Origin of the sequence: Streptomyces sp. NPDC086147, from assembly GCF_040702165.1 — a bacterium.
GTDB lineage: Bacteria > Actinomycetota > Actinomycetes > Streptomycetales > Streptomycetaceae > Streptomyces.
Genome location: NZ_JBFBJO010000004.1, coordinates 98,344 through 123,452, shown reverse-complemented (window position 1 = coordinate 123,452; position 25,109 = coordinate 98,344). Strand labels below are relative to the sequence as shown.

The window sequence follows — 25,109 nt, the reverse complement described above, 5'->3', positions numbered from 1 at the left end:
GCGCCACCGCACGACCCAGCCGAACCGACGGCACACCTCCACAGCAGCACTCACCGCCGTAACCCTCAGGCGTCCTCCCCCGGACGCTCACCGCCGGAGGCAACCCGTGAAGGAAATCCTGGACGCGATCCAGTCCCCGGACTCCACGTCCGCCGACTTCGCGAACATCAAGCTCCCCGAGTCGTACCGCGCCGTCACCGTCCACAAGGACGAGGCGGAGATGTTCACCGGACTCGCCAGCCGCGACAAGGACCCGCGCAAGTCGCTCCACCTCGACCAGGTCCCGCTGCCCGAGCTCGGCCCGGGCGAGGCGCTCGTCGCCGTCATGGCCTCCTCGGTCAACTACAACTCGGTCTGGACCTCGATCTTCGAGCCGGTCTCGACCTTCGGGTTCCTGGAGCGCTACGGCCGCCTCTCCGAGCTGACCAAGCGCCACGACCTGCCGTACCACGTCATCGGCTCCGACCTCGCGGGCGTCGTCCTGCGCACCGGCCCGGGCGTCAACTCCTGGAAGCCCGGCGACGAGGTCGTCGCGCACTGCCTCTCGGTCGAGCTGGAGTCCTCGGACGGCCACAACGACACGATGCTCGACCCCGAGCAGCGCATCTGGGGCTTCGAGACCAACTTCGGCGGCCTGGCGGAGGTCGCCCTCGTCAAGTCCAACCAGCTCATGCCGAAGCCGGACCACCTGAGCTGGGAGGAGGCCGCGGCCCCGGGCCTCGTCAACTCCACCGCGTACCGCCAGCTCGTCTCCCGCAACGGCGCCGGGATGAAGCAGGGCGACAACGTCCTGATCTGGGGCGCCAGCGGCGGCCTCGGCTCGTACGCCACGCAGTTCGCCCTGGCCGGCGGCGCCAACCCGATCTGTGTCGTCTCCTCCCCCGAGAAGGCCGACATCTGCCGGGCCATGGGCGCCGAGGCGGTCATCGACCGCAACGCCGAGGGCTACAAGTTCTGGAAGGACGAGAACACCCAGGACCCGAAGGAGTGGAAGCGCTTCGGCAAGCGCATCCGCGAGCTGACCGGCGGCGAGGACATCGACATCGTCTTCGAGCACCCGGGCCGCGAGACCTTCGGCGCCTCCGTGTACGTCACGCGCAAGGGCGGCACCATCACCACCTGCGCCTCGACCTCCGGCTACATGCACCAGTACGACAACCGCTACCTGTGGATGTCGCTCAAGCGGATCATCGGCTCGCACTTCGCGAACTACCGCGAGGCCTGGGAGGCCAACCGCCTCATCGCCAAGGGCAAGATCCACCCGACCCTGTCCAAGGTCTACTCCCTGGAGGAGACCGGCCAGGCCGCCTACGACGTCCACCGCAACCTCCACCAGGGCAAGGTCGGCGTCCTCGCCCTCTCGCCCGAGGAGGGCCTGGGCGTGCGCGACCCGGAGCTGCGGGCCAAGCACCTCGACGCCATCAACCGCTTCCGCAACATCTGAGCCCGGGACCATAGATGACTGAGCGCCAGAAGGACCGTCCGTGGCTCATGCGGACGTACGCCGGTCACTCGACCGCCGAGGCGTCCAACGAGCTGTACCGGCGCAATCTCGCCAAGGGTCAGACCGGCCTCTCGGTCGCCTTCGACCTGCCGACGCAGACCGGATACGACCCCGACCACATCCTCGCCCGCGGCGAGGTCGGCCGGGTCGGGGTCCCCGTCTCGCACCTCGGTGACATGCGCCGGCTGTTCCAGGACATCCCCCTGGAGCAGATGAACACCTCGATGACGATCAACGCCACGGCGATGTGGCTCCTGGCGCTCTACCAGGTGGTGGCGGAGGAGCAGGGCGCGGACGTCACCAGGCTCCAGGGCACCACCCAGAACGACATCGTGAAGGAGTACCTGTCGCGCGGGACGCACGTCTTCCCGCCCGGCCCCTCCCTCCGCCTCACAACGGACATGATCACCTACACGGTGAACAGCATCCCGAAGTGGAACCCGATCAACATCTGCAGCTACCACCTGCAGGAGGCCGGGGCCACCCCGGTCCAGGAGATCTCGTACGCGATGTCCACCGCCATCGCGGTGCTGGACGCCGTCCGGGACTCCGGCCAGGTCCCGGAGGAGCGCTTCGGCGAGGTGGTCGCCCGCATCTCGTTCTTCGTGAACGCGGGCGTCCGCTTCGTCGAGGAGATGTGCAAGATGCGCGCCTTCGGGCGCATCTGGGACAAGGTCACCCTGGAGCGGTACGGCATCGAGAACGCCAAGCAGCGCCGGTTCCGCTACGGCGTGCAGGTCAACTCGCTCGGTCTGACCGAGGCCCAGCCGGAGAACAACGTCCAGCGGATCGTCCTGGAGATGCTGGCCGTCACCCTCTCCAAGGACGCCCGCGCGCGGGCCGTCCAGCTCCCCGCCTGGAACGAGGCCCTGGGCCTGCCCCGCCCCTGGGACCAGCAGTGGTCGCTCCGCATCCAGCAGGTGCTCGCCCACGAGTCCGACCTGCTTGAGTACGAGGACATCTTCGCCGGCTCGCACGTCATCGAGGCCAAGGTGGACGCCCTCGTCGAGGAGTGCCTGGCCGAGATCGACCGGATCCAGGCGATGGGCGGCGCGATGGCCGCCGTCGAGTCCGGCTACCTCAAGTCGCAGCTCGTCTCCTCGCACGCCGAGCGGCGCGCCCGGATCGAGGCCGGCGACGAGAAGATCGTCGGCGTCAACATCTTCCAGTCGACTGAGGAGAACCCCCTCACCGCCGACCTGGACACCGCCATCATGACGGTGGACCCGGCGAACGAGGCGCGGGTGGTCACCGCCCTCCACGAGTGGCGCGACAACCGCGACGAGACCCGCGCCCAGGAGTCCCTGGCGCGGCTGAAGGCGGTGGCGGCCGGCGACGGCAACCTCTTCGCCGCCACCCTGGAGTGCGCGCGTGCGGGCGTCACCACCGGGGAGTGGTCCTGGGCGCTGCGGGACGTCTTCGGCGAGTTCCGCGCCCCGACGGGCGTCTCCTCCGCCCCGGTCGCGGTGACGGCCGAGGCGGGCACGCCGCTGGCCCTCGTGCGGGAGAAGGTCACGCGGACCGCCGAGGAGCTGAACGCCGGACGGCTGCGGCTGCTCGTCGGCAAGCCCGGCCTCGACGGGCACTCCAACGGCGCCGAGCAGATCGCCGTGCGCGCCCGTGACGCCGGTTTCGAGGTGGTCTACCAGGGGATCCGGCTGACCCCCGAGCAGATCGTCGACGCGGCCCTGGCCGAGGACGTGCACTGCGTGGGCCTGTCGATCCTCTCCGGCTCGCACGCCGAGCTGGTCCCGGACGTCCTCGAACGCCTCCGCGAGGCGGGCGCGGCCGACATCCCGGTCATCGTCGGCGGGATCATCCCGAACGCCGACGCCGCAGAACTGAAGCGCGCGGGCGTGGCCGCCGTCTTCACACCGAAGGACTTCGGCATCACGGAGATCATCGGCCGTATCGTCGACGAGATCCGGAAAGCGAACAAGCTCAACCCCCTCGAAAGCTCGGAGGTCCCCGCATGACCAGCCCCGCGTCCCCCGTGAACCGGCTGCGCCCCCGCCGTTCCTGCCTGGCGGTCCCCGGCTCCAACCCGCGCTTCCTGGAGAAGGCCCAGGGCCTCGCCGCCGACCAGGTCTTCCTGGACCTGGAGGACGCCTGTGCCCCGCTGGCCAAGCCCGAGGCCCGGCACACCATCGTGAAGTTCCTGAACGAGGGCGACTGGACCGGCAAGACGCGCGTGGTCCGCGTCAACGACTGGACGACCCACTGGACGTACCGGGACGTCGTCACGGTCGTCGAGGGCGCCGGCCAGAACCTCGACTGCATCATGCTGCCGAAGGTCCAGGACGCGCAGCAGATCGTCGCGCTCGACCTGCTGCTCACCCAGATCGAGAAGACGATGGGCTTCGAGGTCGGCAAGATCGGCATCGAGGCCCAGATCGAGAACGCCCAGGGCCTGACCAACGTCAACGCGATCGCGCAGGCCTCCCAGCGCGTCGAGACGATCATCTTCGGGCCGGCCGACTTCATGGCCTCCATCAACATGAAGTCGCTGGTCGTGGGCGAGCAGCCGCCCGGCTACCCGGCGGACGCGTACCACCACATCCTGATGAGCATCCTGATGGCCGCCCGCGCCAACAACCTCCAGGCGATCGACGGCCCCTACCTCCAGATCCGCAACCAGGAGGGCTACAAGGCCGTGGCCCAGCGGGCCGCCGCCCTGGGCTTCGACGGCAAGTGGGTGCTGCACCCGGACCAGGTCGCCGCCGCGAACGAGATCTTCTCGCCCTCGCAGGAGGACTACGACCACGCCGAGCTGATCCTCGACGCGTACGACTACTACACGTCCGAGGCCGGCGGGAAGAAGGGCTCCGCGATGCTCGGCGACGAGATGATCGACGAGGCCTCCCGCAAGATGGCCCTGGTCATCTCCGGCAAGGGCCGCGCCGCCGGCATGCAGCGCACCAGCAAGTTCGAGATCCCGGAGGCCTGAGTCCCATGCAGTTCGGCCGCACGTACGAGGAGTTCGAGGTCGGTGCCGTCTACAAGCACTGGCCCGGGAAGACGGTCACGGAGTACGACGACCACCTCTTCTGTCTGCTCACGATGAACCACCATCCGCTGCACATGGACGTGAACTACGCCGAGAACACGACGGACTTCGGCAAGAACGTCGTCGTCGGCAACTACGTCTACTCGCTGCTGCTCGGCATGTCCGTGCCGGACGTCTCCGGCAAGGCCATCGCCAACCTGGAGATCGAGTCGCTGCGGCACGTGGCGCCGACCTTCCACGGCGACACGATCTACGGCGAGACGACGGTCCTCGACAAGACCCCGTCGAAGTCGAAGAACGACCGCGGCATCGTCCACGTCGAGACCAAGGGCTACAAGCAGGACGGCACCCTGGTGTGCGTCTTCCGCCGCAAGGTGATGGTCCCCACCGAGACGTACATCAAGGAGCGCGGCGGGGAGCAGCCCGGCCGCCCCACGCTCGTCGAGCCCTCCAAGAAGACGGAGAAGTAGTCATGGCGCGACTCGCCCAGACCCACGGTCTGACCGACGTCCAGCAGGAGATCCTCGCCACCGTCCGGGACTTCGTCGACAAGGAGATCATCCCGGTCGCGACGGACCTGGAGCACCGCGACGAGTACCCCCAGCAGATCGTGGACGGGCTCAAGGAGCTCGGCGTCTTCGGCCTGATGATCCCCGAGGAGTACGGGGGCCTGGGCGAGTCGCTGCTCACCTACGCGCTGTGCGTGGAGGAGATCGCCCGCGGCTGGATGTCGGTCTCCGGCATCATCAACACCCACTTCATCGTGGCGTACATGCTCAAGCAGCACGGCACCCAGGAGCAGAAGGAGTACTTCCTTCCGCGGATGGCGGCCGGCGAGACGCGCGGCGCGTTCTCGATGTCGGAGCCGGCGCTCGGCTCGGACGTGTCGGCCATCACGTCGAAGGCGGTGAAGGACGGCGACGAGTACGTCCTCAACGGCCAGAAGATGTGGCTGACGAACGGCGGAACGTCGTCTCTGGTGGCCGTTCTGGTCCGGAGTGACGAAGGACACCCCGAGGGCACCGCGCCCCACAAGTCGATGACGACCTTCCTCGTCGAGAAGGAGCCCGGTTTCGGAGAGGTCCGTCCGGGCCTCACCATCCCCGGGAAGATCGACAAGATGGGCTACAAGGGCGTCGACACGACCGAGCTCATCATGGACGGACTGCGCATTCCGGCCAATCGTGTGCTCGGCGGGGAAACCGGCCGAGGGTTTTACCAAATGATGGACGGTGTCGAGGTCGGGCGCGTGAACGTGGCGGCCCGTGGCTGCGGCGTCGCTCAGCGTGCGTTCGAGCTGGGCGTCTCGTACGCCCAGCAGCGCCACACCTTCGGCAAGGCGATCGCCCAGCACCAGGCGATCCAGTTCAAGCTGGCCGAAATGGCTACCAAGGTCGAGGCCGCTCATGCGATGATGGTCAACGCAGCACGCAAAAAGGACTCCGGGGAACGAAACGACCTCGAAGCAGGGATGGCGAAGTACCTCGCCTCCGAGTACTGCAAGGAGGTCGTCGAGGACGCCTTCCGTATCCACGGTGGATACGGGTTCTCGAAGGAGTACGAGATCGAGCGTCTCTACCGCGAGGCGCCGATGCTGCTCATCGGTGAAGGTACCGCCGAGATCCAGAAAATGATCATTGGTCGTCGGCTGCTCGAGGAGTACCGATTCCAGGGTTGATTGTCGCTTTTGGGTCGTTTCGGCCGCGAAGAAGATCACACCCTGTGTTCGTCTTCCGGCCGTCGACTCGGTTCCTGGCTTGCCCAGTTGCGCCCCGCAACCGATAGCATCGCCGGAAAGCCGCCGTCCCCGTTGCCTGCGCGGCATCATCCGCTACGAAGGTCATCCATGCCCCACAGCCAAACCTCTGCACACCGCGACAGCCTCAAGGGCGTACGCCTCGCGCGCGGAGCATCGCCGTGGCTCCTGCCGACCGTCGCCACCGCGGCGCTCAGCCTCGTGCGCGCCCGCGGCTCGCGGCGCGCCGCGGCCATCGCCGTGCCGACCACCGCTCTCGCGGCCGGCATGCTGTGGTTCTTCCGCGACCCCGAGCGAGAGATCGCTCAGGGCCGGGTCATCTCCCCCGCCGACGGCGTGGTGCAGAGCATCATGCCGTGGAAGGACGGGCGCACCCGGGTCGCCATCTTCATGAGCCCCCTGAACGTCCACGTCAACCGCGCGCCGCTGTCCGGCACGGTGACGTCCGTGGAGCACGTCCCGGGTGGGTTCGTCCCGGCGTTCAACAAGGAGAGCGAGAACAACGAGCGCGTCGTCTGGCACTTCGACACCGAGCTCGGCGACATCGAGATGGTCCAGATCGCGGGCGCCGTCGCCCGGCGCATCGTGCCGTACATCCCGCAGGGGACGAAGGTGGAGCAGGGCGACCGCATCGGCCTGATCCGCTTCGGCTCGCGCGTCGACATCTACCTCCCCGAGGGCGTCGAGGTCGCGGTCGAGGTCGGGCAGGTCACCACAGCGGGGGTGACTCGCATTGACCGTGATTGATCCCGACACACGCGCGGCCGACTGGGCCGCCGACGCGGAGACCGCGGCCGAGGAGGCCGAGGAGATGCCGCTGTCGCTGAGGCTGTCCATAGCGGACGCCCTCACGCTCGGTAACGCCACGTGCGGATTCATGGCGGTGTACTTCACCACCACCGGAATCCTCATCCCGCACCTGACGGGCAGCGCCGAGACCGGCATGGCGCGCAACAGCGCCGCCACCGCCGTGATCCTCATGCTGTGCGCGGCGATCTTCGACCTCTTCGACGGGATCGTGGCGCGCAAGCTCCGCTCCTCCCCGATGGGCGCCGAGCTCGACAACCTGTCGGACCTGATCAGCTTCGGCCTGGCCCCGGCCTACTTCGTCCTCGTGTACGGGATGGTCGCGGACGACGCGCAGCAGAAGGTCTCGGCGGTCGCCGCGATCGTGGTGCTGCTCGCGGTGGTGCTGCGGCTGGCGAGATTCTCCTGCGTGACCATGAAGGACGGCATGTTCCAGGGCATGCCGAGCCCCTTCGGCGCGCTGACGGTGGTCTCGATCGTGCTCCTGGAGCTCCCCTTCATCCCCACGCTGCTCGCGATCATCGGGGTGGCCTGGCTGATGGTGAGCCGGGTCGAGTACCCGAAGCCGCGCGGCGTGCTCGCGGTGGCGATGCTCAGCTGGATCGTCGGCGCGATGGGCATGCTGGCGGCCTGGGCGTTCGACGCCCCGGGCGGGCAGTTCCTGCTCCAGACCGGCTGCGCGCTCCAGGTCGTGATGGGCGCGGTCATCCCGCTCTTCGCGACGGCCCGCCGGGTGAACACCTTCCGCGGCAACCGGCGCGAGAGCCGGGAGGCGCGGGCGGCCCAGCTGCCGTAGGCGGCCGGACGGCGTACGAGAGGGCCCCGGGAGGCGAACAGCCTCCCGGGGCCCTTTCGCGTGCCCTGAGGCCCTCTCGCGTGCCCCGGGGTCCGTGAGGTGGATCAGGGCCGGTGCCGCGTCCCTGATCCGCCTCACGGGCCCTAGCCGAGCCGCTTGTAGTACAGCGTGGTGGGGCGCAGCACCCCCGCCGGGTCGGCGGCGTAGTCCGGGATCGTCCCGGCGGCGGTCCAGCCCGCGCCCCGGTAGAGGCGCTCGGCCGGGCTGCCGGTCTGGGTGTCCAGGACGAGCAGGGTCAGGCCGGTGGCGGCGGCGTGCGCCTCGGCCGCGGCGAGCAGCCGCCGCCCGAGGCCCCGGCCCCGGGCCGAGCGGTGGACCAGGAGCCGGGCGATCTCGCCCCGGTGCCGGCCGTTGGCGGCGCCGGCGCGGACGAGGGTGACGGCCCCCACCGGGCGCCCCGCGCCGTCCAGGGCCGCCCAGACCTCGCGTACGCCCTCCTCGGCCTCCTCGGCCTCCTCGGCGGCCCGGAGCCACCAGGAGGCCGCCTCGGGGGCGTCCAGGGGCGCCGGGAAGCCGACGGAGGCTCCGCCGTCCACGGCGTCCACGAGGAGCGCGGCGAGGCCGTCGGGGGCGTGGGCGCGGACGGCGTCGGGGGTGAGGAGCTCGACGCGGTCGGTCGCGAGCGGTTTCTCCAGGCAGAGGAGGTCCGGGCGGGCGTCCCAGGAGGGGACGGTCTCGAAACCGAGGCTCCGGTAGAGGGCCAGCGGCTCCTGCCGCCAGTTCCAGACCGTGAGGCGCACGGCGGGCGCTCCGAGGGCGGCGGCCCGGCGCAGGGCCTCGGCCACGAGGGCCCGCGCGAGGCCCTTCCGGCGGTCCCCGGGCGCGACCCAGAGCCGCTTGACCTCGGGCGCGCGCCCGGCGCGGGGGGCCTTCAGGACGACGCAGCCGGCCGGGTGCTCCCCGCCGGGCGGGGTGGCGAGCAGGACCGTGTCGGCGGCGAACGCGGCGGCCGGGTCCTCGGCCTCCCCGCGGTATACGGCCGGGAGCTCGGCGACCGCCGCCACGGGCGTGCCCTTCTCCGCCTGGTTGGCCAGGTGGTAGGCGCCCAGCAGGCCGGCGAGGTGCGGGTGGGAACGGTTCTCCTCGATGAACGGAGCGATGTACGGCTTCATGGGCCCGAGCTTCACACCGGCGTGTTTCCGGGAGGTGACGATCTTCCCGGGGCTTTCGGGGTGGCGGTCGTGCGGGTGCTGGTCGCGGGCGCCGTGGGCCCGGGGCGCGGTGAACGCCCGGGCCCGTGCACTCGGCCGGGCCCCGGCCCGCCCGTCCTGGCGGACGGGCTTCGCGGACCGGGGCTGACGTCCGCTACGGCGTGTAGGTCTTCGCCGCGTCCGAGACGAAGGGCTGCCGGACCGTGCGCATGCCGCCGGGGACGGACTTGTCCGGCTGGACGATGACGGACTCGCGCGACGAGGGAGCCTTCGGGTCGCCGAGGTCGTGGGTCATGCCGAAGCCGGCGTCGTGGGCGGTCAGGGTGAGCAGCGCCTTCCCGACGCCCGCGCGGGTGAGGTCCTTGGCGGCGCAGGCCTTCTTCAGGGCCTCGCCGAAGACGCTCGCGGCGGTCCAGCCGGCGACGACGCCGTTGTCGAGGGCCTCGCCCGGGTAGGCGGCCCGGTAATCGGCCACCAGCTTCCTGGCGACCGGGGTGTCCGCGCCGACGGGGAGGCTCGGGGAGGCGAACCAGTACATCTTCTCCAGGGCGGGCCCGGCCTGGGTGCCGAGGAGCTGCGGGGCGAAGGCCGAGTTGTTGCCGACGACCGGGACCCTGAGGCCGGTGGCGGCGGCGACGCCGACGAGGGAGGCGGCCTGGCGCGGTCCGGCGCTGATGACGACGGCCTTGACCCCGGCCTGCTTGAGCGCGGCGACCTGCGCGGACATGTCGTTGTCGGTGGGCTTGATCTTCTGCTCGACGACGGTCAGGCCGGCCTTCTCGGCCGCGTACTTCGAGCCCTTGAGGGCGTTCTCGCCGTAGTCGCCCTCGAAGTAGACGTGGCCGAGCCTGTCGCCCGTCTTGAGCCCCTTCTCGGTGAGGAGGAAGTCGACGGCGTTGATCGTCTCGACGTCGTACGTGGCGCCCAGGACGCGGATGTACGGCGAGCCGAGCAGCGAGGCCGACCAGGCCTGCGGCAGGACGAGGCCCTTGTCCTGGGCGTCGACGCGCTGCTTGACGGCGGCGACGAACGGGGAGCCGATGAACTGGGCGTAGCCGACGACCTTGGGCTCCAGCTCGGTGTAGGCGGCGAGGGCCTTCTGCGGGTCGTAGCCGTGGTCGCGGACCGTGAGCTCCAGCTGCCGGCCGCAGATCCCGCCGGCGGCGTTGACCTGCTTCACGTAGAGCTGCTGGGCCTGGGTGACGCTCTTGCCGAGGGTGGCGTACACGCCGGTCATGTCGGTGAGCGCGCCGAGCGCGATCGTCTTGTCGGTGACGCCCTCGCCGGTCCTCACCCCTCCCGCGCCGGTCTGCTCGCCGTCGCCGGTCTTCGCCTTGGAGCTGCATCCGGCGGCGGTGAGGGCGACCAGGGCGGCGAGCGCGGCGGCCAGGCCCCGCACGGCCTGTCGTCTGTGGTTCATCGTGTCTCCCCTGAGGGTTCGGTGGACGTGGGGGTCGTGGGTGCCCCGGGCGACTCGGGCGTCTCGGCCGGCTTGCGCGTCCGGGCGGCGAGGCGGGCCAGGCCGCCGGGCAGGAACAGCACCACCGCGACGACGGCGGCGCCGTACAGGTAGCGGGCGGCCTCTCCCGGTGCGATCCCGCCCGTCCCCGGGGCGGAGACCAGGGGCAGGGCGTCGCTGTAGCGGGTGAGGAGCTGGGGCAGGAGGGAGACGAAGACGCCTCCGGCGACCGCTCCGGCGACCGAGCCGAGGCCGCCGATGACGATCATGGCCAGGTACTCCAGGGAGAGCGCCATCCCGAAGTACTCCGGGACGGTCCGCTGGAAGACCAGGGCGAGCAGGACACCGGCCAGACCGGCGTACATGGAGGACAGGACGAAGACGGCGGCGCGGTGGCGGGCCACCGGGATGCCCATGACGCCGGCGGCGATCCGGTGGTCCCGGATGGCGTTCATGGCGCGCCCGGGGCGGCCCCGGAGGACTCCCCGGGCGAAGAGGACCCCGCCGAGGAGCAGCGCGAGGCCGAGGTACCAGAGCTTCTCGACGGCGCCGAAGGGGACCTGGGCGACGAGCAGTTCGGTGTCGTCGAAGGTGAGGCCGAGGAGGGAGAGCGGCGGGACGGCACGGCCGTTGTAGCCGCCGGTGAGGTCGTGGGCGTTGAAGAGGACGTGCTGGCCGATGAAGATCAGCGCGAGGGTGGCGATGCCGAGGTACGCGCCGTGCAGCCGTCCCGCGATGGGGCTGAACACCCCGCCGGCCAGGCCCGCGAGGGCGACCGCGAGGACGGCGGCGAGCCAGCCGGGCAGGCCGAGCCCGGCGAGGCCGTCGGTGCCGTCCCCGGCGAAGGCGCAGTAGCCGTAGGCGCCGACGGCGAGGAAGAAGGCGTGTCCCATGGAGAGCTGGCCGGTGGCGCCGGTCAGCAGGTTGATCCCGATGGCGCCGAGGGCGGCGGCCATGGCGAACAGACCGGCCTGGAGCCAGAAGCGGTCCAGGTAGAAGGGCAGGGCGAGCAGGACGAGCCCGGCGGCGGCCCCTCCGTACACGGCGGGCCGGACCCGGAGGCCGGGGCGGGCGAGGGTCTCAGACACGGGCGGGCTCCTTCGTGCCGCCGGGGCGGGCGGGGGCCGTGGACGCGGACCGGATGCCTCGGGCCGCCGGACGGGCGGCGACGTGCGACGGGACCGCCGGGCGGGCAGGGGGCTCAGACACGGGCGGGCTCCTTCGTGCCGAAGAGGCCGGCCGGGCGGATCAGGAGCACCGCGACCATGACGAGGTACGGGGCGAGGTCGCCGATCCCCCGGCCGAGGAACGCCAGGTCGCCCTGGTAGCCGGTGGCGAGGGACTCGGTGACGCCGACGAGGAGGCCGCCGACGAGGGCGCCCGTGGTGGAGTCGAGGCCGCCGAGGATCGCGGCCGGGAAGGCCTTGAGGGCGGCGAGCGAGGTGGCCCGTTCCAGGCCGGGGGTCGGGAAGACGGTGAGGAAGAGCGCGGCGACGGCAGCGAGGCCCCCGGCGACCGCCCAGGCGCCGAGCGAGACCCGGCCGAGCCGGATGCCCATGAGGGCGGCGGTCTCCTGGTTCTCGGCGGCGGCCCGCATGGCGACGCCCCAGGAGGTGTACCGGAAGGCCAGCAGGAAGGCGGTGATGAGGAGGGCCGCCGCGAGGAGGGCGGCGATCCGGGTCTGGGCGATCGTGACCGGTCCGACGGTGACGACGGCGTCGCCCCAGGGGTCGCCGAGGGCGAGGATGTCGGTGCCGATCCGGCGGGTCAGCTCGGTGGCGAGCAGGATGTCGACGCCGATGGTGACGATGGCGAGGACGCTGTGGTCGGCCCCGCGGTGGCGGCGCATCACGAGGAACTCGACGGCCGCGCCGACCACCGCCGCGCCCGCGACGCCGGCGAGCAGGGCGGGCCAGAAGCCGATCTCGTCGTGGAGGACGGCGGTGACGTAGCCGCCGGCCAGGAGGAGCGAGGCGTGGGCGAAGTTGACGACCTCCGTGGCGCGGAAGATGACGACGAAGCCGAGGGCGATGAGGGCGTAGATCGAGCCCAGGGAGACGCCGTTGATCAGGAACTCCGCGAAGGTGCTCACGCGGCGGACTCCTCTCCGAGGTAGGCGCGGACGACCGCCGGGTCGTTCTGCACGTCGGCGGGTGCCCCGTCGGCGATCCGGCGGCCGAAGTCGAGGACGGTGACGGAGTCGGCGAGCCGCATCACCAGGCCCATGTCGTGCTCGACGAGGAGGACCGAGATGCCGAGGCCGTCGCGGACCCCGGCGATGACGGAGGCGGTGCGGCGGCGCTCGTCGGCGGTCATGCCGGCGACGGGCTCGTCGAGGAGCAGGAGCCGGGGCTCCGTGCAGAGGGCGCGGGCGAGTTCGGCGAGCTTCTGCTGCCCGTACGGGAGGGAGCCCGCGGGCCTGGCGAGCTGCCGCTCCAGGCCGACGAAGGCGGCGATCTCGCGGACCCTGGCCCGGTGCCGGGCCTCCTCGCGGGCGGCGGAGGGCAGCCGGAGGCCGGCGGCGAGGAAGCCGGTGCGGGTGAGCCGGTGGCGGCCGAGCATCAGGCTGTCCTCGACGGTGGCGCGGGGCGGCAGGGCCAGGTTCTGGAAGATCCGGCCGACGCCGAGGTCCGCGATCCGGTGCGGGGGCAGGCCGGTCAGTTCGCGCTCCCCGAGGCGTACGGAGCCGGAGGTGGCGCGGTAGACGCCGGAGAGGACGTTGAAGCAGGTGGACTTGCCGGCGCCGTTGGGGCCGATGAGGGCGTGGACGGTGCCGGGCCGGACGGTGAAGCCGACGGCGTCGAGGGCGGTGAGCCCGGCGAAGCGGACGGTCAGGTCGCGGACGTGGAGGGCGGGGACGTCGGGGGCGGGGACGTGGGAGGCGGGGGCCGGCGTGGGGCCGGGGGCGGGGTCCGACGGCGGGGGCTCGGGGGGCTGCGGTGTCATCGGGTCTCCTCCCAGCGGGTCAGGACCGGGTGCGCGGTGGCGGCGCGGGCCACGTCGGCGGCGGCGTCCTCGTCGACCACGCCCAGGTAGCGGCGGCGCACCTCGTCGGAGGCGGCGAGTTCGGCGGCGGGTCCCGAGAGGGTGACCTCGCCGACCTCCAGGACGTACGCGCGGGAGGCGAGCCGCAGCGCGAGCGCCGCGTTCTGCTCGACGAGGAGCACCGCCGTGCCCTGGGCGTTGATCTCGCGGACGGCGTCCGCGATCCGGGCCGCCATCAGCGGGGCGAGGCCGAGGGAGGGCTCGTCCAGGAGGAGCAGGCCCGGCGCGGCCATCAGGGCGCGGCCGACGGCGAGCATCTGCTGTTCGCCGCCGGAGAGCAGCCCGGCCGGCTGGCGGGCGCGCTCGGCGAGGACCGGGAAGAGCTCGTGGACCCGGCGGAGGGCGGCGGCCCTGGAGGCCCGGCCGCCGCGCCGGCCGAGCGCGCCGGCCCGCAGGTTGTCCTCGACCGTCATCCGGGCGAAGACCTGGCGGCCCTCGGGCACCTGGGAGACGCCGGCGGCGACGACCCGGTCGGGCGGCAGCCCGTCGAGCGGCCGGCCGTCGCGGCTCACCGTGCCGGAGACCACGGCGCCGCCGTGGAACCGCAGGGTGCGCGAGACGGCCCGCAGCAGGGTGGACTTGCCGGCTCCGTTGCCGCCCAGGACGGTGACGACGGCGCCCGCGGGCACGGTCAGCGACACCCGCCGCAGCGCGCGCACCGGTCCGTATCCCGCCGTCAGGTCCGTGACCTCCAGGGCGGGTGCGGTACCTCCCATGGCTCCCCTTTCCCGGGCCGCCCACGTCGGCCCGGCCGTTCGGTGGCGCTCACCCCAGCACCGCACCGGACCGCGCGTCCACGCCCGGTGGCCGAATCGCTGCCGGTGACCAGCGGGCGCGGCGGGGGGCTGTGCACGCGCACAACGGTGCGCGTCAGGGGGTGTGCGAAGGGGGGCGGGAGGGGGGATCCTCCCGGCATGGGACGGCGCAGACGGCGGACCGGTGACGACTGGAAGGTGCTCGCCCGGGCGTGCACGGAACTTCTGGAGCGGGTGCCGGAGCTGGTGGACGAGCATCTGAGGGAACTCCACGCGTACGAGCCCGCCTACGGGCGGATCCTGCCGTACGACCAGCACTGGCAGGAGGCCCACGAGGCGATGCGGATCGGGATCGAGATGATCTCGGCGCCCCGGAACTCGCCCCGGCGGGACCTGGAGCACGCCGACGGGATGGGCCGGCGGCGGGCGGCGCAGGGCATGCCGCTCGAACTGGTCGTGCACGCCTACCGGCACGCCGGGCACCTGGTGTGGGACGCGCTGATCGAGGGCGCGGGGTCGGACGCGGCGCGGCTCGCGGCCCTGATGCAGTCGGCGACGACGGTGTGGTCGGCGGTGGACGCGCAGGCGGACACGGCGTCGGAGGCGTACCGGGAGACGGAGCTGGAGCTGCGCAGCCGTACGGACGAGCAGTTGCAGGCGCTCCTGGACGCGCTGCTCCAGGGGCAGCGCTCGCCCGAGCTGGTGGCGCGGGCGGCGGCGGGCCTGGACCTGCCGGAGCAGGGGCGGTACGCGGTGGTGGTGCTGCGCTACGACCGGCGGGAGGAGCGGGAGCCGTTCCACCGGCAGGTGCAGGGCGAGGGGGTGCGGTTCCTGTGGCGGATGGGCGCGGACGGCGAGCTGGGGGTGGCGGCGCTCGCCGGTGACACCGGTCTGGACGCCCTGTCGGAGCTGCTGGACGGGCGGTGTCCGGGGCCGGGCGGGATCAGTCCGGTGGTGGTGGGCCTGACCGAGCTGGGCCGGGCGCGCCGCCTCGCGGAGCTGGCGCTGCGCACGTGTCCGCCGGGCAGCCGGCGGATCGTGCGGCTCGACCGGCGGATGACGGGGGCGCTGGTGGTGGGCCAGCCGGAGATGGCGAGCCTGCTGGTCTCGGACGTCCTGGGCGGTCTCCTGGAGCTGGATCCGGCGGACCGGGCGGTGCTCCTGGAGACGCTGGACGCGTGGCTGGAGTGCGAGGGGTCGGCGGGGCGGGCGGCCGGGCGCCTGTACTGCCACCGCAACACGGTCTTCAACCGGCTGCGGCGGCTCGAACAGCTGACGTCGCGGTCGCTCTCCCGGCCGCGCGACCTCACGGAGATGACGCTGGCGCTCGACGCGTTCCGGCTGACGGGGCCGGGGTGACCGGGCCCCGTCCCCGTGTCCCCCGCCTGTCCCGTCCCCGTACTCCTTACATCAGGAAGTCGCGGGCGATGTTCGCGGCCGCCTCCTCCAGGAGGGGGCCCGCGTTCGCCATGGACTTCGCGGGGTCCGGCTCCAGGTCGGCGAGGGGGTAGGCGCGGCGGATGCCGGCCTTGCCGAGGGCTTCGGCGGGGAGGGCGAGGCGGCCGCAGACCGCGACGACCTCCTTGCCGGCCGCGCGGGCCGCGGCGGCGACGCCCGCCGGGGCCTTGCCGTGGAGGGTCTGCTCGTCGAGGGAGCCCTCGCCGGTGACGACGAGGGTGGCGCGCTCCAGGGCGGGGGCGAAGCCGAGGACCTCCAGCATCAGCTCGATGCCGGGGCGGAAGCTCGCGCCGAGGATGAGGGCGCCGTAGCCGATGCCGCCGGCGCCGCCCGCGCCGGGCGCGAGGGCGGCCTCGGCCGCCTTGGGGCCGATCGCCTTCTCCAGGACGGTGGCGAAGTGGGCGAGGGCCGCGTCGAGGGTGCGGACGTCGTCCGGGGTGGCGCCCTTCTGCGGGCCGTAGACGGCGGGGGCGCCCTTGGGGCCGGTGAGCGGGTTGTCGACGTCGCTCGCGAGGATCAGGTCGACCTCGGCGAAGCGGGGGTCGAGGCCGGTGAGGTCGGCCGTGGCCAGGTCGGCGAGGGCCGCTCCGCCGGGGCCGACGGGCTCGCCGTCCGCGTCGAGGAAGCGGGCGCCGAGCGCGGCGAGCATGCCGGCGCCGCCGTCGGTGGTGGCGCTGCCGCCGACGCCGAAGACGACGGTGGTCGCACCGGCGTCCAGGGCCGCGCGGAGCAGTTCTCCGGAGCCGTAGGTCGTCGCGGTGAGCGGGGCGAACTCGCCGGCCGGGAGGAGCTGGAGGCCGGAGGCCTCCGCCATCTCGACGACCGCGGTGGTGTCGCGCAGCGCGAACGCGGCGGTGACCGGTGCGCCGATCGGCCCCGTCACCGTCGCCTCGTGGCGCTCGAACCCGGCCGCGACGGCCGCCGCGACGGTGCCGTCGCCGCCGTCCGCGACGGGCAGCGTCTCCACCTCCAGGTCCGGGACGACCCGTCGCAGGCCTGCCGTGACCCGCTCGGCGACCTCCACGGCCGTGAGCGAACCCTTGAACTTGTCGGCCGCCACGAGCACGCGAGCGACCGTTGCTGCTCCGTCCGTCACCTTGCATCCCTTGCTTTCGAACGTGCAGTCGCGCCGCCGCCGACCCTATCCGGAGCCCCGGACGGCGTGCCACCCCCTCATGTGCGGATATTCCGCACCATAGCGGGGTCGCATGGGCGCGGAACCGAGCGAGCGGGCCGGCGGATCCGGACGGGCGGTACGCGCCCGACGGCAAGGTCGTCGGGATCGGGGCCGCGGCCGTCGTCGCGGCCGTGACCCGGGCCCTCGGCGAGGACTCCTTCGACAGCGCCTCCGCCACGGCCCCGGCGTGGATCGCGATGATGTTCGGCGCCGGCGGCCGAGGTCTCCGCCGGGACCGGTGGTCTCAGCCCCGCTGCGGTTCCGGCGGGACGATCTCGCCGGTGCGGACCGGTTCGTCGCGGCCGGCGACCCGGGCCTCGGTGCGGTGACCGCGGGCGATGTAGTCGCGGACGACCACCTCGACGGCGTCCTGCGGGTTGTCGACGCCCGCCAGGACCATGACTTCCACGACGAGTTCGGCGTCGAGCGCGATGTTCACCTTGGCCATGCCGGGAACCTAACACCCCTGCGGGGGGGGGGAAGGGTGTCGGGTTTGTACGGAAAGGGCCGCGGGCTCGTACGGGAAAGGACCGCGGGCTCAGAAGAGGGCGTCGGGCTCCTTCGTGCCCGACTCGAAGGCCAGCAGCCGCTGCTTGCGGTCGAGGCCGCCGCCGTAGCCGGTGAGGCCGCCGCCCGCGCCGACCACCCGGTGGCAGGGGACGATGATGCTGACGGGGTTCTTGCCGTTGGCGAGGCCGACGGCGCGGGAGGCGCCGGGGTTCCCCAGCTCCTCGGCGAGTTCGCCGTACGTCCGGGTCTCCCCGTACGGGATGAGGTTCAGCCGCTCCCAGACGCGGAGCTGGAACGGGGTGCCGACCAGGTGGAGCGGCAGGTCGAACGTCGTGAGTTCGCCGGCGAAGTAGGCGTCGAGCTGGCGGACCGCCTCGCCGAAGGGGCGCGGGTCGGGTGCGCCGAAGGTCTCCTCGGGCGGACGGTGGCGCTGGCCGGTCATGTGGACGCGGCTGAGGACGCCGTCGACGGCGACGAGGGTCAGCGGCTCGTACGGGCTGTCGACGACGGTGTGCTGGACGGTGGGCACGGGGCGACCTCCTCAGGAGGGCAGGTGGTTGATCGGGTGGGAGTCGGTGGCCCAGAGGTACTGGACGGCGTAGGCGCGCCAGGGGCGCCAGTGCGCGGCGCGGGCGGTCAGCGCGGCCGGGGTGGAGGGCAGGCCGAGGCCCTCGGCGGCGCGGCGGACGCCGAGGTCGCCGGGGAGGAAGGCGTCGGGGTCGCCGAGGGCCCGCATGGCGATGATCCCGGTGGTCCAGGGGCCGAAGCCGGGCAGGGCGAGCAGCCGGGCGCGGGCCTCCTCGCGGTCGTCGGCGGGGCCGAGCGGGAGGGTGCCGTCGGCGAGGGCCCGGACCAGGGTGAGCAGGGTGGTGCGGCGGCTGCGGGGCAGGGCCAGGGTCTCGGGGTCGAGGGCGGCGAGCGCCGCGGGCTCCGGGAAGAGGTGGGTGAGGCCGCCCTCGGAGTCGTCGACCGGGGTGCCGTGGGCGGCGACGAGCCGGGCGGCGTGGGTGCGGGCGGCGGCGGTGGAGACCTGCTGGCCGAGGACGGCCCGTACGGCGAACTCGGCGGGGTCGACGGAGCCGGGCACCCGGCGGCCGGGGGCGGCGTCGACGAGCGGGGCGAGCAGCGGGTCGGCGCGCAGCCGCTCGTCGACGGCGACGGGGTCGGCGTCGAGGTCGAGGAGGCGGCGGCAGCGGCTGATCGCGTGGGTGAGGTCGCGGGGGTCGGTGAGGGAGAGCCGGCAGGCGATGTGGTCGGCGCGGGGCGCGAGGGCGACGACGCCGTGCCCGTACGGGAGGTTCAGGGTGCGGCGGTAGGCGCCGTCCCGCCACTCCTCGACGCCGGGGACGGCGGTGGCGGCGAGGTGGCCGAAGAGGTTGGAGGGTTCGAGGGGGGTGCGGAACGGCAGCCGGAGGGTGATCGCGCCGGAGGCGGGGGCCCGCCGTCCGGCCGGGCGGGCGGCGCGGGCGCGCAGTGCGCCGGGGGTGAGGGCGAAGACCTCGCGGACGGTGTCGTTGAAGGTGCGGATGGAGGAGAACCCGGCGGCGAAGGCGACCTCGCCCAGGGGCATGGGGGTCGTCTCGATGAGGACCCGGGCGGTCTGGGCGCGCTGGGCGCGGGCCAGGGCGAGGGGTCCGGCGCCGAGTTCGGCGAGGAGCTGGCGCTCGATCTGGCGGGTGGACCAGCCGAGCCGCCGGGCGAGCCCGGGGACGCCCTCCCGGTCGACGACGCCGTCCTGGATGAGCCGCATCGCGCGGGCGACGGCGTCGGCCCGGACGTTCCACTGGGGCGAGCCGGGGCTGGTGTCGGGCCGGCACCGCTTGCAGGCCCGGAACCCGGCGCGCTGGCAGGACGCGGCGCTGGGGTGGAACTCCATGTTCTCGGCCTTGGGCGGGACGACCGGGCAGCTCGGCCGGCAGTAGATCCGGGTGGTGCGGACGGCGGTGAAGAACACGCCGTCGAAGCGGGCGTCCTTCGACCGGACGGCCCGCACGCAGCGCTCGGTGTCGGTGTGCATGCCTCCATGATCGGGGGCGGACGGCGCCGGGGCTGGCGGAAAAACGACATGGCCGTCCGGCCCCGGGCCCGGGGCCCCTACTCGAAGCGGGTGGTGTCCCCCGCTCCCCGGCGGACGATCTCGGGCTCGCCGCTGGAGAAGTCGACGACGGTGGTGGGCTCGGTGCCGCAGTCGCCGGAGTCGAGGACCGCGTCGACCTGGTGGTCGAGCCGCTCCTTGATCTCCCAGCCCTGGGTCAGCGGCTCCTCCTCGTCGGGCAGGAGGAGGGTGCTGGAGAGCAGCGGCTCGCCGAGTTCGGCGAGGAGGGCCTGGGTGGCGACGTGGTCGGGGATGCGGACGCCGACCGTCTTCTTCTTGGGGTGGAGGAGCTGGCGCGGCACCTCCTTGGTGGCGGGCAGGATGAAGGTGTACGGGCCGGGGGTGGCCGCCTTGACGGCGCGGAAGACGTCGTTGTCGATGTGCACGAGCTGCCCGAGCTGGGCGAAGTCCCGGCACATCAGGGTGAAGTGGTGGCGGTCGTCGAGGTCGCGGATCGTCCGGATGCGGCTGATGCCGTCGCGGCTGCCCATGCGGGTGCCGAGCGCGTAGCAGGAGTCGGTCGGGTACGCGACGAGCGCCCCGTTCCGGATGCTGTCGGCCACCGTGGAGATGGTGCGCGGCTGCGGGTTGTCGGGGTGCACGTCGAAGTACTTGGCCATGGGAGCCAGTCTAATTTTCGCGGGCGGAGGCGCGCAGCCGCCGCCAGACCGCCTTCGCCGCGTTGTGCCCGGACATGCCGTGCACGCCGGGGCCGGGCGGGGTGGCGGAGGAGCAGAGGAAGACCGCGGGGTGCGGTGTGTCGTAGGGGCGGAGCGACAGGGTGGGTCGCAGCAGGAGCTGGAGGCCGCGGGCGGCGCCGCAGGCGATGTCGCCGCCGACGTAGTTGGCGTTGTGCGCGGCGAGTTCGGGCGGTCCCGCGGTGGCGCGGGCCAGGACGCGGTCGCGGAAGCCGGGGGCGAAGCGCTCGATCTGGCGCTCGATCGCCTCGGTGAGGTCGCCGCGCCAGCCGTTGGGCACGTGGCCGTAGGCCCAGAAGACGTGCTTGCCCTCGGGGGCGCGGGAGGGGTCGACGAGGCTGGGCTGGGCGGTGATGAGGAAGGGGGCGTCGGGGGCGGTGCCGGAGGAGGCCTGGTTCAGGGCGGTGCCGATCTCGCCGGCGGTGGGGCCGATCTGGACGGTGCCGGCGCGCCGGGGCTCCTCGGCGGTCCATGGCACGGGGCCGTCGAGCGCGTAGTCGACCTTGAAGACGGCGGCGCCGTACTTGTAGTGGTCGTAGTGGCCGCCGAAGCCGGCGATCCGGGCGAGGGCGGTGGGCGAGGTGTCGAAGACGTAGGCGCGGGCCGGCGGCAGGTCGTCGAGGCGCTTGACCTCGAAGTCGGTGTGGACGGCGCCGCCGAGGTCCTTCAGGTACGCGGTGAGGGCGTCGGAGACGGACTGCGAGCCGCCCCGGGGCAGCGGCCAGCCGCCGGCGTGGGCGGCGAGCGCGAAGACGAGGCCGACGGCGCCGGTGGCGAAGCCGTCGAGCGGGGCGATGACGTGGCCGACGAGTCCGGCGAAGAGCGCGCGGGCCTTCTCGTCCCGGAAGCGGCGCATCAGCCAGGTGGAGGGCGGCAGTCCGGCGAAGCCGAAGCGGGCGAGGGTGACCGGGTCGCGGGGCAGCGCGGTGAGCGGCAGCTGCATGAAGTCGGCCGCCAGGGTGTCCCACCTGCCGAGGAAGGGGGCGACGAGCCTGCGGTAGGCGCCGGCGTCGCGCGGCCCGAAGGAGGCGGCGGTCTCGGCGACGGAGCGGGCGAGGACGGCGGCGGTGCCGTCGTCCCAGGGGTGGGCCATGGGCAGTTCGGGATGCAGCCACTCCAGGCCGTACCGGTCGAGCGGCATCGTCTTGAAGACGGGCGAGCCGGCGCCGAGGGGGTGGACGGCGGAGCAGGGGTCGTGCCGGAAGCCGGGGAGGGTGAGCTCCTCGGTCCTGGCGCCGCCGCCGACGGTGGACCTCGCCTCGAAGACGGCGACGGAGAGGCCGCGGCGGGCCAGTTCGACGGCGGCGGTCAGTCCGTTGGGCCCCGCCCCCACGACGACGGCGTCGAGCATCGGCGTCCTGTGCGTCACCTGCGGGCTCCTTCGTCAGCCGGTGGCCGGGTTCTCAGGATAGGCGGAGGGGTGCGGCGGTCTCACCGCCCCCCGAGGAGGGTCCGTATCCGTTCGGCGGTCGCCGCGTCCCGGGCGGCGGTGAACGGCAGCGCGTTGCCGCCGGTGACGCGGAAGGGCTCCCCGGTGAGCGTGGCGTCCGTGCCGCCCGCCTCGGCGACCAGGAGGAGTCCGGCCGCGTGGTCCCAGGCGTACTCCCAGGAGAAGGCCACTCCGGAGAGCGCCCCGCGCGCGACGGCGAGGTATTCGAGTCCGGCGGAGCCGCAGGGGCGGGGGCGGACGCCGTCGGTGTCCAGGCCGAGCAGGGCGCGCTTCTGCTCCGGGGTGGTGTAGTCGGGGTGCGAGGAGGCGACCTCCAGGACCTCGCCGGGCGCGGGCGAGCCGGAGCGCAGCGGCTCCCCGTTCAGCGTGGCGCCGCGTCCGCGCACCGCGACGGCCATCTCCTCCAGGGCGGGCGCGTACGTCCAGGAGGCGAGGACCTCGCCGTGCCGGGCGAGGGCGACGAGGGTGCAGAAGGCGGGGTCGCCGTGGACGAACTGGCGGGTGCCGTCGACGGGGTCGACGATCCACACGGGCGCGTCGCCGCCCAGCGCGTCGTAGACCGCCGGGTCGGCGTGGACGGCCTCCTCGCCGACGACCACGGAGCCGGGCAGGAGCGCCGTGAGGGAGGCGGTGAGGTGGGCCTCGGCGGACCGGTCGGCGACGGTGACCAGGTCGTGCGGGCCGTTCTTCTCGATGATCTCGTGGGCGGCGAGTTGCCGGAAGCGCGGCATGATCTCGGCGGCGGCGGCCTTGCGGACCGCCTCCTCCACCTCGGTCGTACCGCCGGCGAGGACGTGCTCAAGGAAGTCTTCGATCATGTGTCCAGCTAAGCACGGGGCTCCGACAACCGGTACGGCCCCCGCGCGGCGGCCCCCGAACGCCAGTCCGGTCGCCGCGCCCGGGTGACCGGAGCCCGTCCGGTTCGTTGATGCCGACGCGGGCCGGAAGCGCGCGTGGAGGACGCTCTGAGGAAACGTCTTTGCACGCCGACGGCGCGGAAGAGACGGTGCCGACAGGTCGGAGTTCTCCATGGGATGGGCGCGGAAGGTCGTGGCCGCGGTCGCGGGCGCGGTGATGGGCGTGAGCCCGCTCGGGATCGCGCCGGCGTACGCGGTCGTCGGCGGCCAGGAGGCCCGGCCGCACCAGTACCCCTTCATGGCGGGGCTCGTGGACCTGAGGGAGCGGCGGGTGATGTGCGGCGGGGCGCTGATCGGCGACCGGTACGTGCTGACCGCCGCGCACTGCCTGACGGGCTCGTACGGCAGCACGGCGCGGGTGGGCGTGCTCCTCGGCGACCACGACCTGACGACCGGGGCCGACAGCCCGCACGCGCTCCTCGCCTCCGCCGCCCGGTTCCTGACGCACCCGGAGTACGACCCGGAGACCCAGCGGAACGACATCGCGCTCGTCCGGCTGGCCGAACCGGTCGCGTTCGGCCGGGACGTGGCCCCGGTCGCCCTCCCCTCGGCGTACGCGCACGGCACCTTCGACCACACGCAGGTCGAGGCCCCCGGCTGGGGCGCCACCTCGTTCGGCGGGCCCGCCTCCGACGTCCTGCGGACGGTGACCCTCGGCACCATGAGCAACCGGACGTGCGTCGACCGGGGCATGTCCCGGGTGACCTCCGCCCAGCTCTGCACGTACGCCCCCGGCCGGGACACCTGCCGGTACGACTCCGGCGGCCCCCTCGTCCACACGGCGGCCCGCAAGCCCTACCTGGTCGGCCTGGTCTCCTACGGGCGGGGGTGCGCCACCGACACCCCCGCCGTCAACACCCGCGTCTGGTCGTACCTCACCTGGATCGGACAGGTGACCGGACTGCCGTCCCGCGCCTCATGAGGGCGGTGTACAGGAGCAGGGAGGCGGCGAGGCCCACCGCCCAGCCGTAGTCGGCCAGCGGCCTGAGGAGGGGGATCAGGCCGTCCTCGGGGAACGGGCCCGTGCCCGGGGCCGAGTGGGAGCCGCCGACGGCGAGGATCCCGCCGACCGCGAAGGCGAGGACGGCGACCGGGTTCCAGCCGCCCCGGTACCAGTAGGGGCCGTCGGCCCGGTAGAGCCCTTCGAGGTCGAGGACGGTGCGGCGGACGAGCCAGTAGTCGGCGATGAGGATCCCGGCGACCGTGCCGAGCAGCCCGCCGACCAGACCGAGCCAGGTGAAGATGTAGAGCTCGGGGGTGGCGGTGAGCTTCCACGGCATGATGACCACGCCGACGACCCCGGTGATCAGCGCGCCCGTGCGGAAGTCGATCAGCTTGGGGGCGAGGTTGGCCAGGTCGTACGCCGGGGAGACGATGTTCGCCGCGATGTTCACCGACAAGGTCGCGACCAGGACCGTCACCAGGGCGAAGAGCAGCCCGAAGACGTTGTCGGTCCTGGCCGCGAGCGCCACCGGGTCCCAGACGGGCGCTCCGTACACGGCCTGGGAGCCGGAGGTGACGAGCACCGAGAGCAGCGCGAAGAGCGTCATGGTGGTGGGCAGGCCGAGGGTCTGGCCCCATACCTGGGCGCGCTGGCCCGCGCCGAAGCGGGTGAAGTCGGGGATGTTGAGGCTGAGGGTGGCCCAGAAGGCGATCATGCCCATCAGGGACGGGAAGAAGACGGGCCAGAAGTCGGCGCCCCAGCCGAGCTTCGAGGGCTGGTCGAGGAGCGGCCCGAGGCCGCCGGCCTTGGCGGAGACCCAGACGAGGAGGACGAGCGCGCCGACGATGACGAAGGGCGCGGCCCAGTTCTCGAAGCGGCGCAGGGCTTCCATGCCGCGGTAGATGATGGCGAGTTCGAGGGCCCAGAAGAGGACGAAGCAGAGCCAGAGGGTCCAGGGCTGGCCGCCGACGCGCGCCGCCTCCGACCAGCCGCCGAAGACCTTGTCGAGCAGGACGAAGACGCCCTGGCCGCCGATCCAGGTCTGGATGCCGAACCAGGCGCAGGCGACCCCGGCGCGGATCAGCGCGGGGAGGTTGGCGCCGCGCAGCCCGAAGGAGGCGCGGGCGAGGACGGGGAAGGGGATGCCGTACTTCGGCCCGGCGTGCCCGGTGAGGAGCATCGGCAGCAGGACGATCACGTTGGCCAGGGCGATGGTGAGGACGGCCTGCTTCCAGTCCATGCCGAGGGCGACGAGACCGGAGGCGAGCATCCAGGAGGGGATGTTGTGGGCCATGCCGACCCAGAGGGCGGTGAAGTTGTACGTGGTCCAGCGGCGCCGTTCGACGGGGACGGGGAGCAGGTCGTCGTTGACGAAGCGGGGGTCGGCCGGGACCGTGCCGGGCGCGAGCTCGACACGGTCGTCGGCTATGGCGGGTCTTCCCGCGGGGGTGGTGGCGGTCATGGCGGCGGAACCCTTCGTTCGGCGGGGGACGGAACGAGCCGTGCGGGGCGTGGGGGTTC

Annotated in this window: 24 protein-coding genes and 1 pseudogene; 9 read left to right on the top strand and 16 right to left on the bottom strand. The window is 73.0% G+C overall.

The genetic code is table 11. The annotated features are described in order from the left end of the window. Nucleotides 1-106 precede the first annotated feature (106 nt). From ccrA to pssA, 7 genes are all read left to right on the top strand, one after another. Nucleotides 107-1,444, top strand: coding sequence for a crotonyl-CoA carboxylase/reductase (ccrA, locus tag AB0398_RS11315; RefSeq protein ID WP_366373903.1), 1,338 nt, complete (start codon nt 107-109; stop codon nt 1,442-1,444). Nucleotides 1,445-1,458: 14 nt separating this feature from the next. Then, nucleotides 1,459-3,480 (top strand): protein meaA, encoded by a 2,022-nt coding sequence (locus AB0398_RS11310; protein WP_366373902.1) that lies wholly within the window; start codon nt 1,459-1,461, stop codon nt 3,478-3,480. Beyond that, nucleotides 3,477-4,451 (top strand): CoA ester lyase, encoded by a 975-nt coding sequence (locus tag AB0398_RS11305; protein ID WP_062751441.1) that lies wholly within the window; start codon nt 3,477-3,479, stop codon nt 4,449-4,451. The genes AB0398_RS11310 and AB0398_RS11305 overlap by 4 nt, the downstream gene beginning before the upstream one ends. A gap of 5 nt (nt 4,452-4,456) precedes the next feature. Continuing rightward, entirely contained in the window at nt 4,457-4,981 is a 525-nt protein-coding gene (locus tag AB0398_RS11300; RefSeq protein WP_366373900.1) for a MaoC family dehydratase, read from the top strand. A gap of 2 nt (nt 4,982-4,983) precedes the next feature. Beyond that, the gene (locus tag AB0398_RS11295; RefSeq protein WP_366373899.1) at nt 4,984-6,189 is read left to right on the top strand and encodes an acyl-CoA dehydrogenase family protein; all 1,206 of its coding nucleotides are present in this window, start codon (nt 4,984-4,986) and stop codon (nt 6,187-6,189) included. A gap of 168 nt (nt 6,190-6,357) precedes the next feature. Next, the gene (locus AB0398_RS11290; RefSeq protein WP_366373898.1) at nt 6,358-7,014 is read left to right on the top strand and encodes a phosphatidylserine decarboxylase; all 657 of its coding nucleotides are present in this window, start codon (nt 6,358-6,360) and stop codon (nt 7,012-7,014) included. Next, on the top strand, nt 7,007-7,870 hold the full coding sequence (pssA, locus tag AB0398_RS11285; protein ID WP_366374512.1) for a CDP-diacylglycerol--serine O-phosphatidyltransferase: 864 nt from the start codon (nt 7,007-7,009) through the stop codon (nt 7,868-7,870). The genes AB0398_RS11290 and pssA overlap by 8 nt, the downstream gene beginning before the upstream one ends. A 143-nt stretch (nt 7,871-8,013) precedes the next feature. Here the strand turns inward: pssA and AB0398_RS11280 are convergent, their stop codons facing one another. The 8 genes and pseudogenes from AB0398_RS11280 to AB0398_RS11245 all read right to left on the bottom strand — a co-directional run bounded on the left by AB0398_RS11280 (nt 8,014) and on the right by AB0398_RS11245 (nt 14,301). Continuing rightward, nucleotides 8,014-8,565: a GNAT family N-acetyltransferase gene (locus AB0398_RS11280; protein ID WP_366374511.1), complete on the bottom strand. Its 552-nt coding sequence runs from the start codon at nt 8,563-8,565 to the stop codon at nt 8,014-8,016. Nucleotides 8,566-8,664: 99 nt separating this feature from the next. Further along, a pseudogene (locus AB0398_RS11275) lies at nt 8,665-9,042 on the bottom strand (GNAT family N-acetyltransferase); the annotation flags it as partial. Nucleotides 9,043-9,235: 193 nt separating this feature from the next. Further along, nucleotides 9,236-10,501 (bottom strand): ABC transporter substrate-binding protein, encoded by a 1,266-nt coding sequence (locus tag AB0398_RS11270; RefSeq protein ID WP_366373897.1) that lies wholly within the window; start codon nt 10,499-10,501, stop codon nt 9,236-9,238. Further along, nucleotides 10,498-11,583, bottom strand: coding sequence for a branched-chain amino acid ABC transporter permease (locus AB0398_RS11265; RefSeq protein WP_366374509.1), 1,086 nt, complete (start codon nt 11,581-11,583; stop codon nt 10,498-10,500). Before AB0398_RS11265 ends, AB0398_RS11270 begins: the two co-directional genes overlap by 4 nt. Before the next feature lie 37 nt (nt 11,584-11,620). Beyond that, entirely contained in the window at nt 11,621-11,749 is a 129-nt protein-coding gene (locus AB0398_RS11260) for a hypothetical protein (RefSeq protein ID WP_366373895.1), read from the bottom strand. Further along, the gene (locus tag AB0398_RS11255; protein ID WP_366373893.1) at nt 11,742-12,632 is read right to left on the bottom strand and encodes a branched-chain amino acid ABC transporter permease; all 891 of its coding nucleotides are present in this window, start codon (nt 12,630-12,632) and stop codon (nt 11,742-11,744) included. Before AB0398_RS11255 ends, AB0398_RS11260 begins: the two co-directional genes overlap by 8 nt. Further along, nucleotides 12,629-13,486, bottom strand: coding sequence for an ABC transporter ATP-binding protein (locus tag AB0398_RS11250; protein WP_366373891.1), 858 nt, complete (start codon nt 13,484-13,486; stop codon nt 12,629-12,631). Before AB0398_RS11250 ends, AB0398_RS11255 begins: the two co-directional genes overlap by 4 nt. Then, nucleotides 13,483-14,301: an ABC transporter ATP-binding protein gene (locus tag AB0398_RS11245; protein WP_366373890.1), complete on the bottom strand. Its 819-nt coding sequence runs from the start codon at nt 14,299-14,301 to the stop codon at nt 13,483-13,485. The genes AB0398_RS11250 and AB0398_RS11245 overlap by 4 nt, the downstream gene beginning before the upstream one ends. 198 nt (nt 14,302-14,499) lie before the next feature. Here AB0398_RS11245 and AB0398_RS11240 point away from each other — a divergent pair, with 198 nt between their 5' ends. Then, entirely contained in the window at nt 14,500-15,699 is a 1,200-nt protein-coding gene (locus AB0398_RS11240; protein WP_366373888.1) for a helix-turn-helix domain-containing protein, read from the top strand. A gap of 46 nt (nt 15,700-15,745) precedes the next feature. Here AB0398_RS11240 and AB0398_RS11235 read toward each other — a convergent pair whose 3' ends face one another. From AB0398_RS11235 to AB0398_RS11205, 7 genes are all read right to left on the bottom strand, one after another. Continuing rightward, entirely contained in the window at nt 15,746-16,894 is a 1,149-nt protein-coding gene (locus AB0398_RS11235; protein WP_366373886.1) for a glycerate kinase, read from the bottom strand. Nucleotides 16,895-17,219: 325 nt separating this feature from the next. Continuing rightward, nucleotides 17,220-17,423: a type II toxin-antitoxin system VapB family antitoxin gene (locus AB0398_RS11230; RefSeq protein ID WP_366373884.1), complete on the bottom strand. Its 204-nt coding sequence runs from the start codon at nt 17,421-17,423 to the stop codon at nt 17,220-17,222. 90 nt (nt 17,424-17,513) lie between these two features. After that, nucleotides 17,514-18,014, bottom strand: a complete 501-nt coding sequence (locus AB0398_RS11225; RefSeq protein WP_366373882.1) for a methylated-DNA--[protein]-cysteine S-methyltransferase — start codon at nt 18,012-18,014, stop codon at nt 17,514-17,516. Nucleotides 18,015-18,026: 12 nt separating this feature from the next. Then, nucleotides 18,027-19,502: an AlkA N-terminal domain-containing protein gene (locus tag AB0398_RS11220; protein ID WP_366373881.1), complete on the bottom strand. Its 1,476-nt coding sequence runs from the start codon at nt 19,500-19,502 to the stop codon at nt 18,027-18,029. 77 nt (nt 19,503-19,579) lie between these two features. Next, a complete protein-coding gene (locus AB0398_RS11215) occupies nt 19,580-20,200 on the bottom strand; it encodes an L-threonylcarbamoyladenylate synthase (protein ID WP_366373879.1) in 621 nt (206 codons plus the stop codon). A gap of 10 nt (nt 20,201-20,210) precedes the next feature. Then, nucleotides 20,211-21,629, bottom strand: a complete 1,419-nt coding sequence (locus AB0398_RS11210) for an NAD(P)/FAD-dependent oxidoreductase (RefSeq protein ID WP_366374507.1) — start codon at nt 21,627-21,629, stop codon at nt 20,211-20,213. 80 nt (nt 21,630-21,709) lie between these two features. Beyond that, nucleotides 21,710-22,546: an inositol monophosphatase family protein gene (locus tag AB0398_RS11205; RefSeq protein WP_366373877.1), complete on the bottom strand. Its 837-nt coding sequence runs from the start codon at nt 22,544-22,546 to the stop codon at nt 21,710-21,712. Between the two features lie 211 nt (nt 22,547-22,757). Here AB0398_RS11205 and AB0398_RS11200 point away from each other — a divergent pair, with 211 nt between their 5' ends. Continuing rightward, nucleotides 22,758-23,567, top strand: coding sequence for a serine protease (locus AB0398_RS11200; RefSeq protein WP_366373875.1), 810 nt, complete (start codon nt 22,758-22,760; stop codon nt 23,565-23,567). Here the strand turns inward: AB0398_RS11200 and AB0398_RS11195 are convergent. Further along, nucleotides 23,521-25,050 (bottom strand): NCS1 family nucleobase:cation symporter-1, encoded by a 1,530-nt coding sequence (locus AB0398_RS11195; RefSeq protein ID WP_366373873.1) that lies wholly within the window; start codon nt 25,048-25,050, stop codon nt 23,521-23,523. The genes AB0398_RS11200 and AB0398_RS11195 overlap by 47 nt on opposite strands. Nucleotides 25,051-25,109 lie beyond the last annotated feature (59 nt).

Coding starts and splice junctions, on each gene's coding strand:
- AB0398_RS11210 (WP_366374507.1), bottom strand. CDS start 21,629: ATGCTCGACGCCGTCGTCGTGGGGGCGGGGCCCAACGGACTGACCGCC.
- AB0398_RS11200 (WP_366373875.1), top strand. CDS start 22,758: ATGGGATGGGCGCGGAAGGTCGTGGCCGCGGTCGCGGGCGCGGTGATG.
- AB0398_RS11240 (WP_366373888.1), top strand. CDS start 14,500: ATGGGACGGCGCAGACGGCGGACCGGTGACGACTGGAAGGTGCTCGCC.
- AB0398_RS11215 (WP_366373879.1), bottom strand. CDS start 20,200: ATGGCCAAGTACTTCGACGTGCACCCCGACAACCCGCAGCCGCGCACC.
- AB0398_RS11295 (WP_366373899.1), top strand. CDS start 4,984: ATGGCGCGACTCGCCCAGACCCACGGTCTGACCGACGTCCAGCAGGAG.
- AB0398_RS11270 (WP_366373897.1), bottom strand. CDS start 10,501: ATGAACCACAGACGACAGGCCGTGCGGGGCCTGGCCGCCGCGCTCGCC.
- AB0398_RS11230 (WP_366373884.1), bottom strand. CDS start 17,423: ATGGCCAAGGTGAACATCGCGCTCGACGCCGAACTCGTCGTGGAAGTC.
- AB0398_RS11205 (WP_366373877.1), bottom strand. CDS start 22,546: ATGATCGAAGACTTCCTTGAGCACGTCCTCGCCGGCGGTACGACCGAG.
- AB0398_RS11305 (WP_062751441.1), top strand. CDS start 3,477: ATGACCAGCCCCGCGTCCCCCGTGAACCGGCTGCGCCCCCGCCGTTCC.
- AB0398_RS11245 (WP_366373890.1), bottom strand. CDS start 14,301: ATGGGAGGTACCGCACCCGCCCTGGAGGTCACGGACCTGACGGCGGGA.
- AB0398_RS11310 (WP_366373902.1), top strand. CDS start 1,459: ATGACTGAGCGCCAGAAGGACCGTCCGTGGCTCATGCGGACGTACGCC.
- AB0398_RS11220 (WP_366373881.1), bottom strand. CDS start 19,502: ATGCACACCGACACCGAGCGCTGCGTGCGGGCCGTCCGGTCGAAGGAC.
- AB0398_RS11300 (WP_366373900.1), top strand. CDS start 4,457: ATGCAGTTCGGCCGCACGTACGAGGAGTTCGAGGTCGGTGCCGTCTAC.
- AB0398_RS11195 (WP_366373873.1), bottom strand. CDS start 25,050: ATGACCGCCACCACCCCCGCGGGAAGACCCGCCATAGCCGACGACCGT.
- AB0398_RS11290 (WP_366373898.1), top strand. CDS start 6,358: ATGCCCCACAGCCAAACCTCTGCACACCGCGACAGCCTCAAGGGCGTA.
- AB0398_RS11250 (WP_366373891.1), bottom strand. CDS start 13,486: ATGACACCGCAGCCCCCCGAGCCCCCGCCGTCGGACCCCGCCCCCGGC.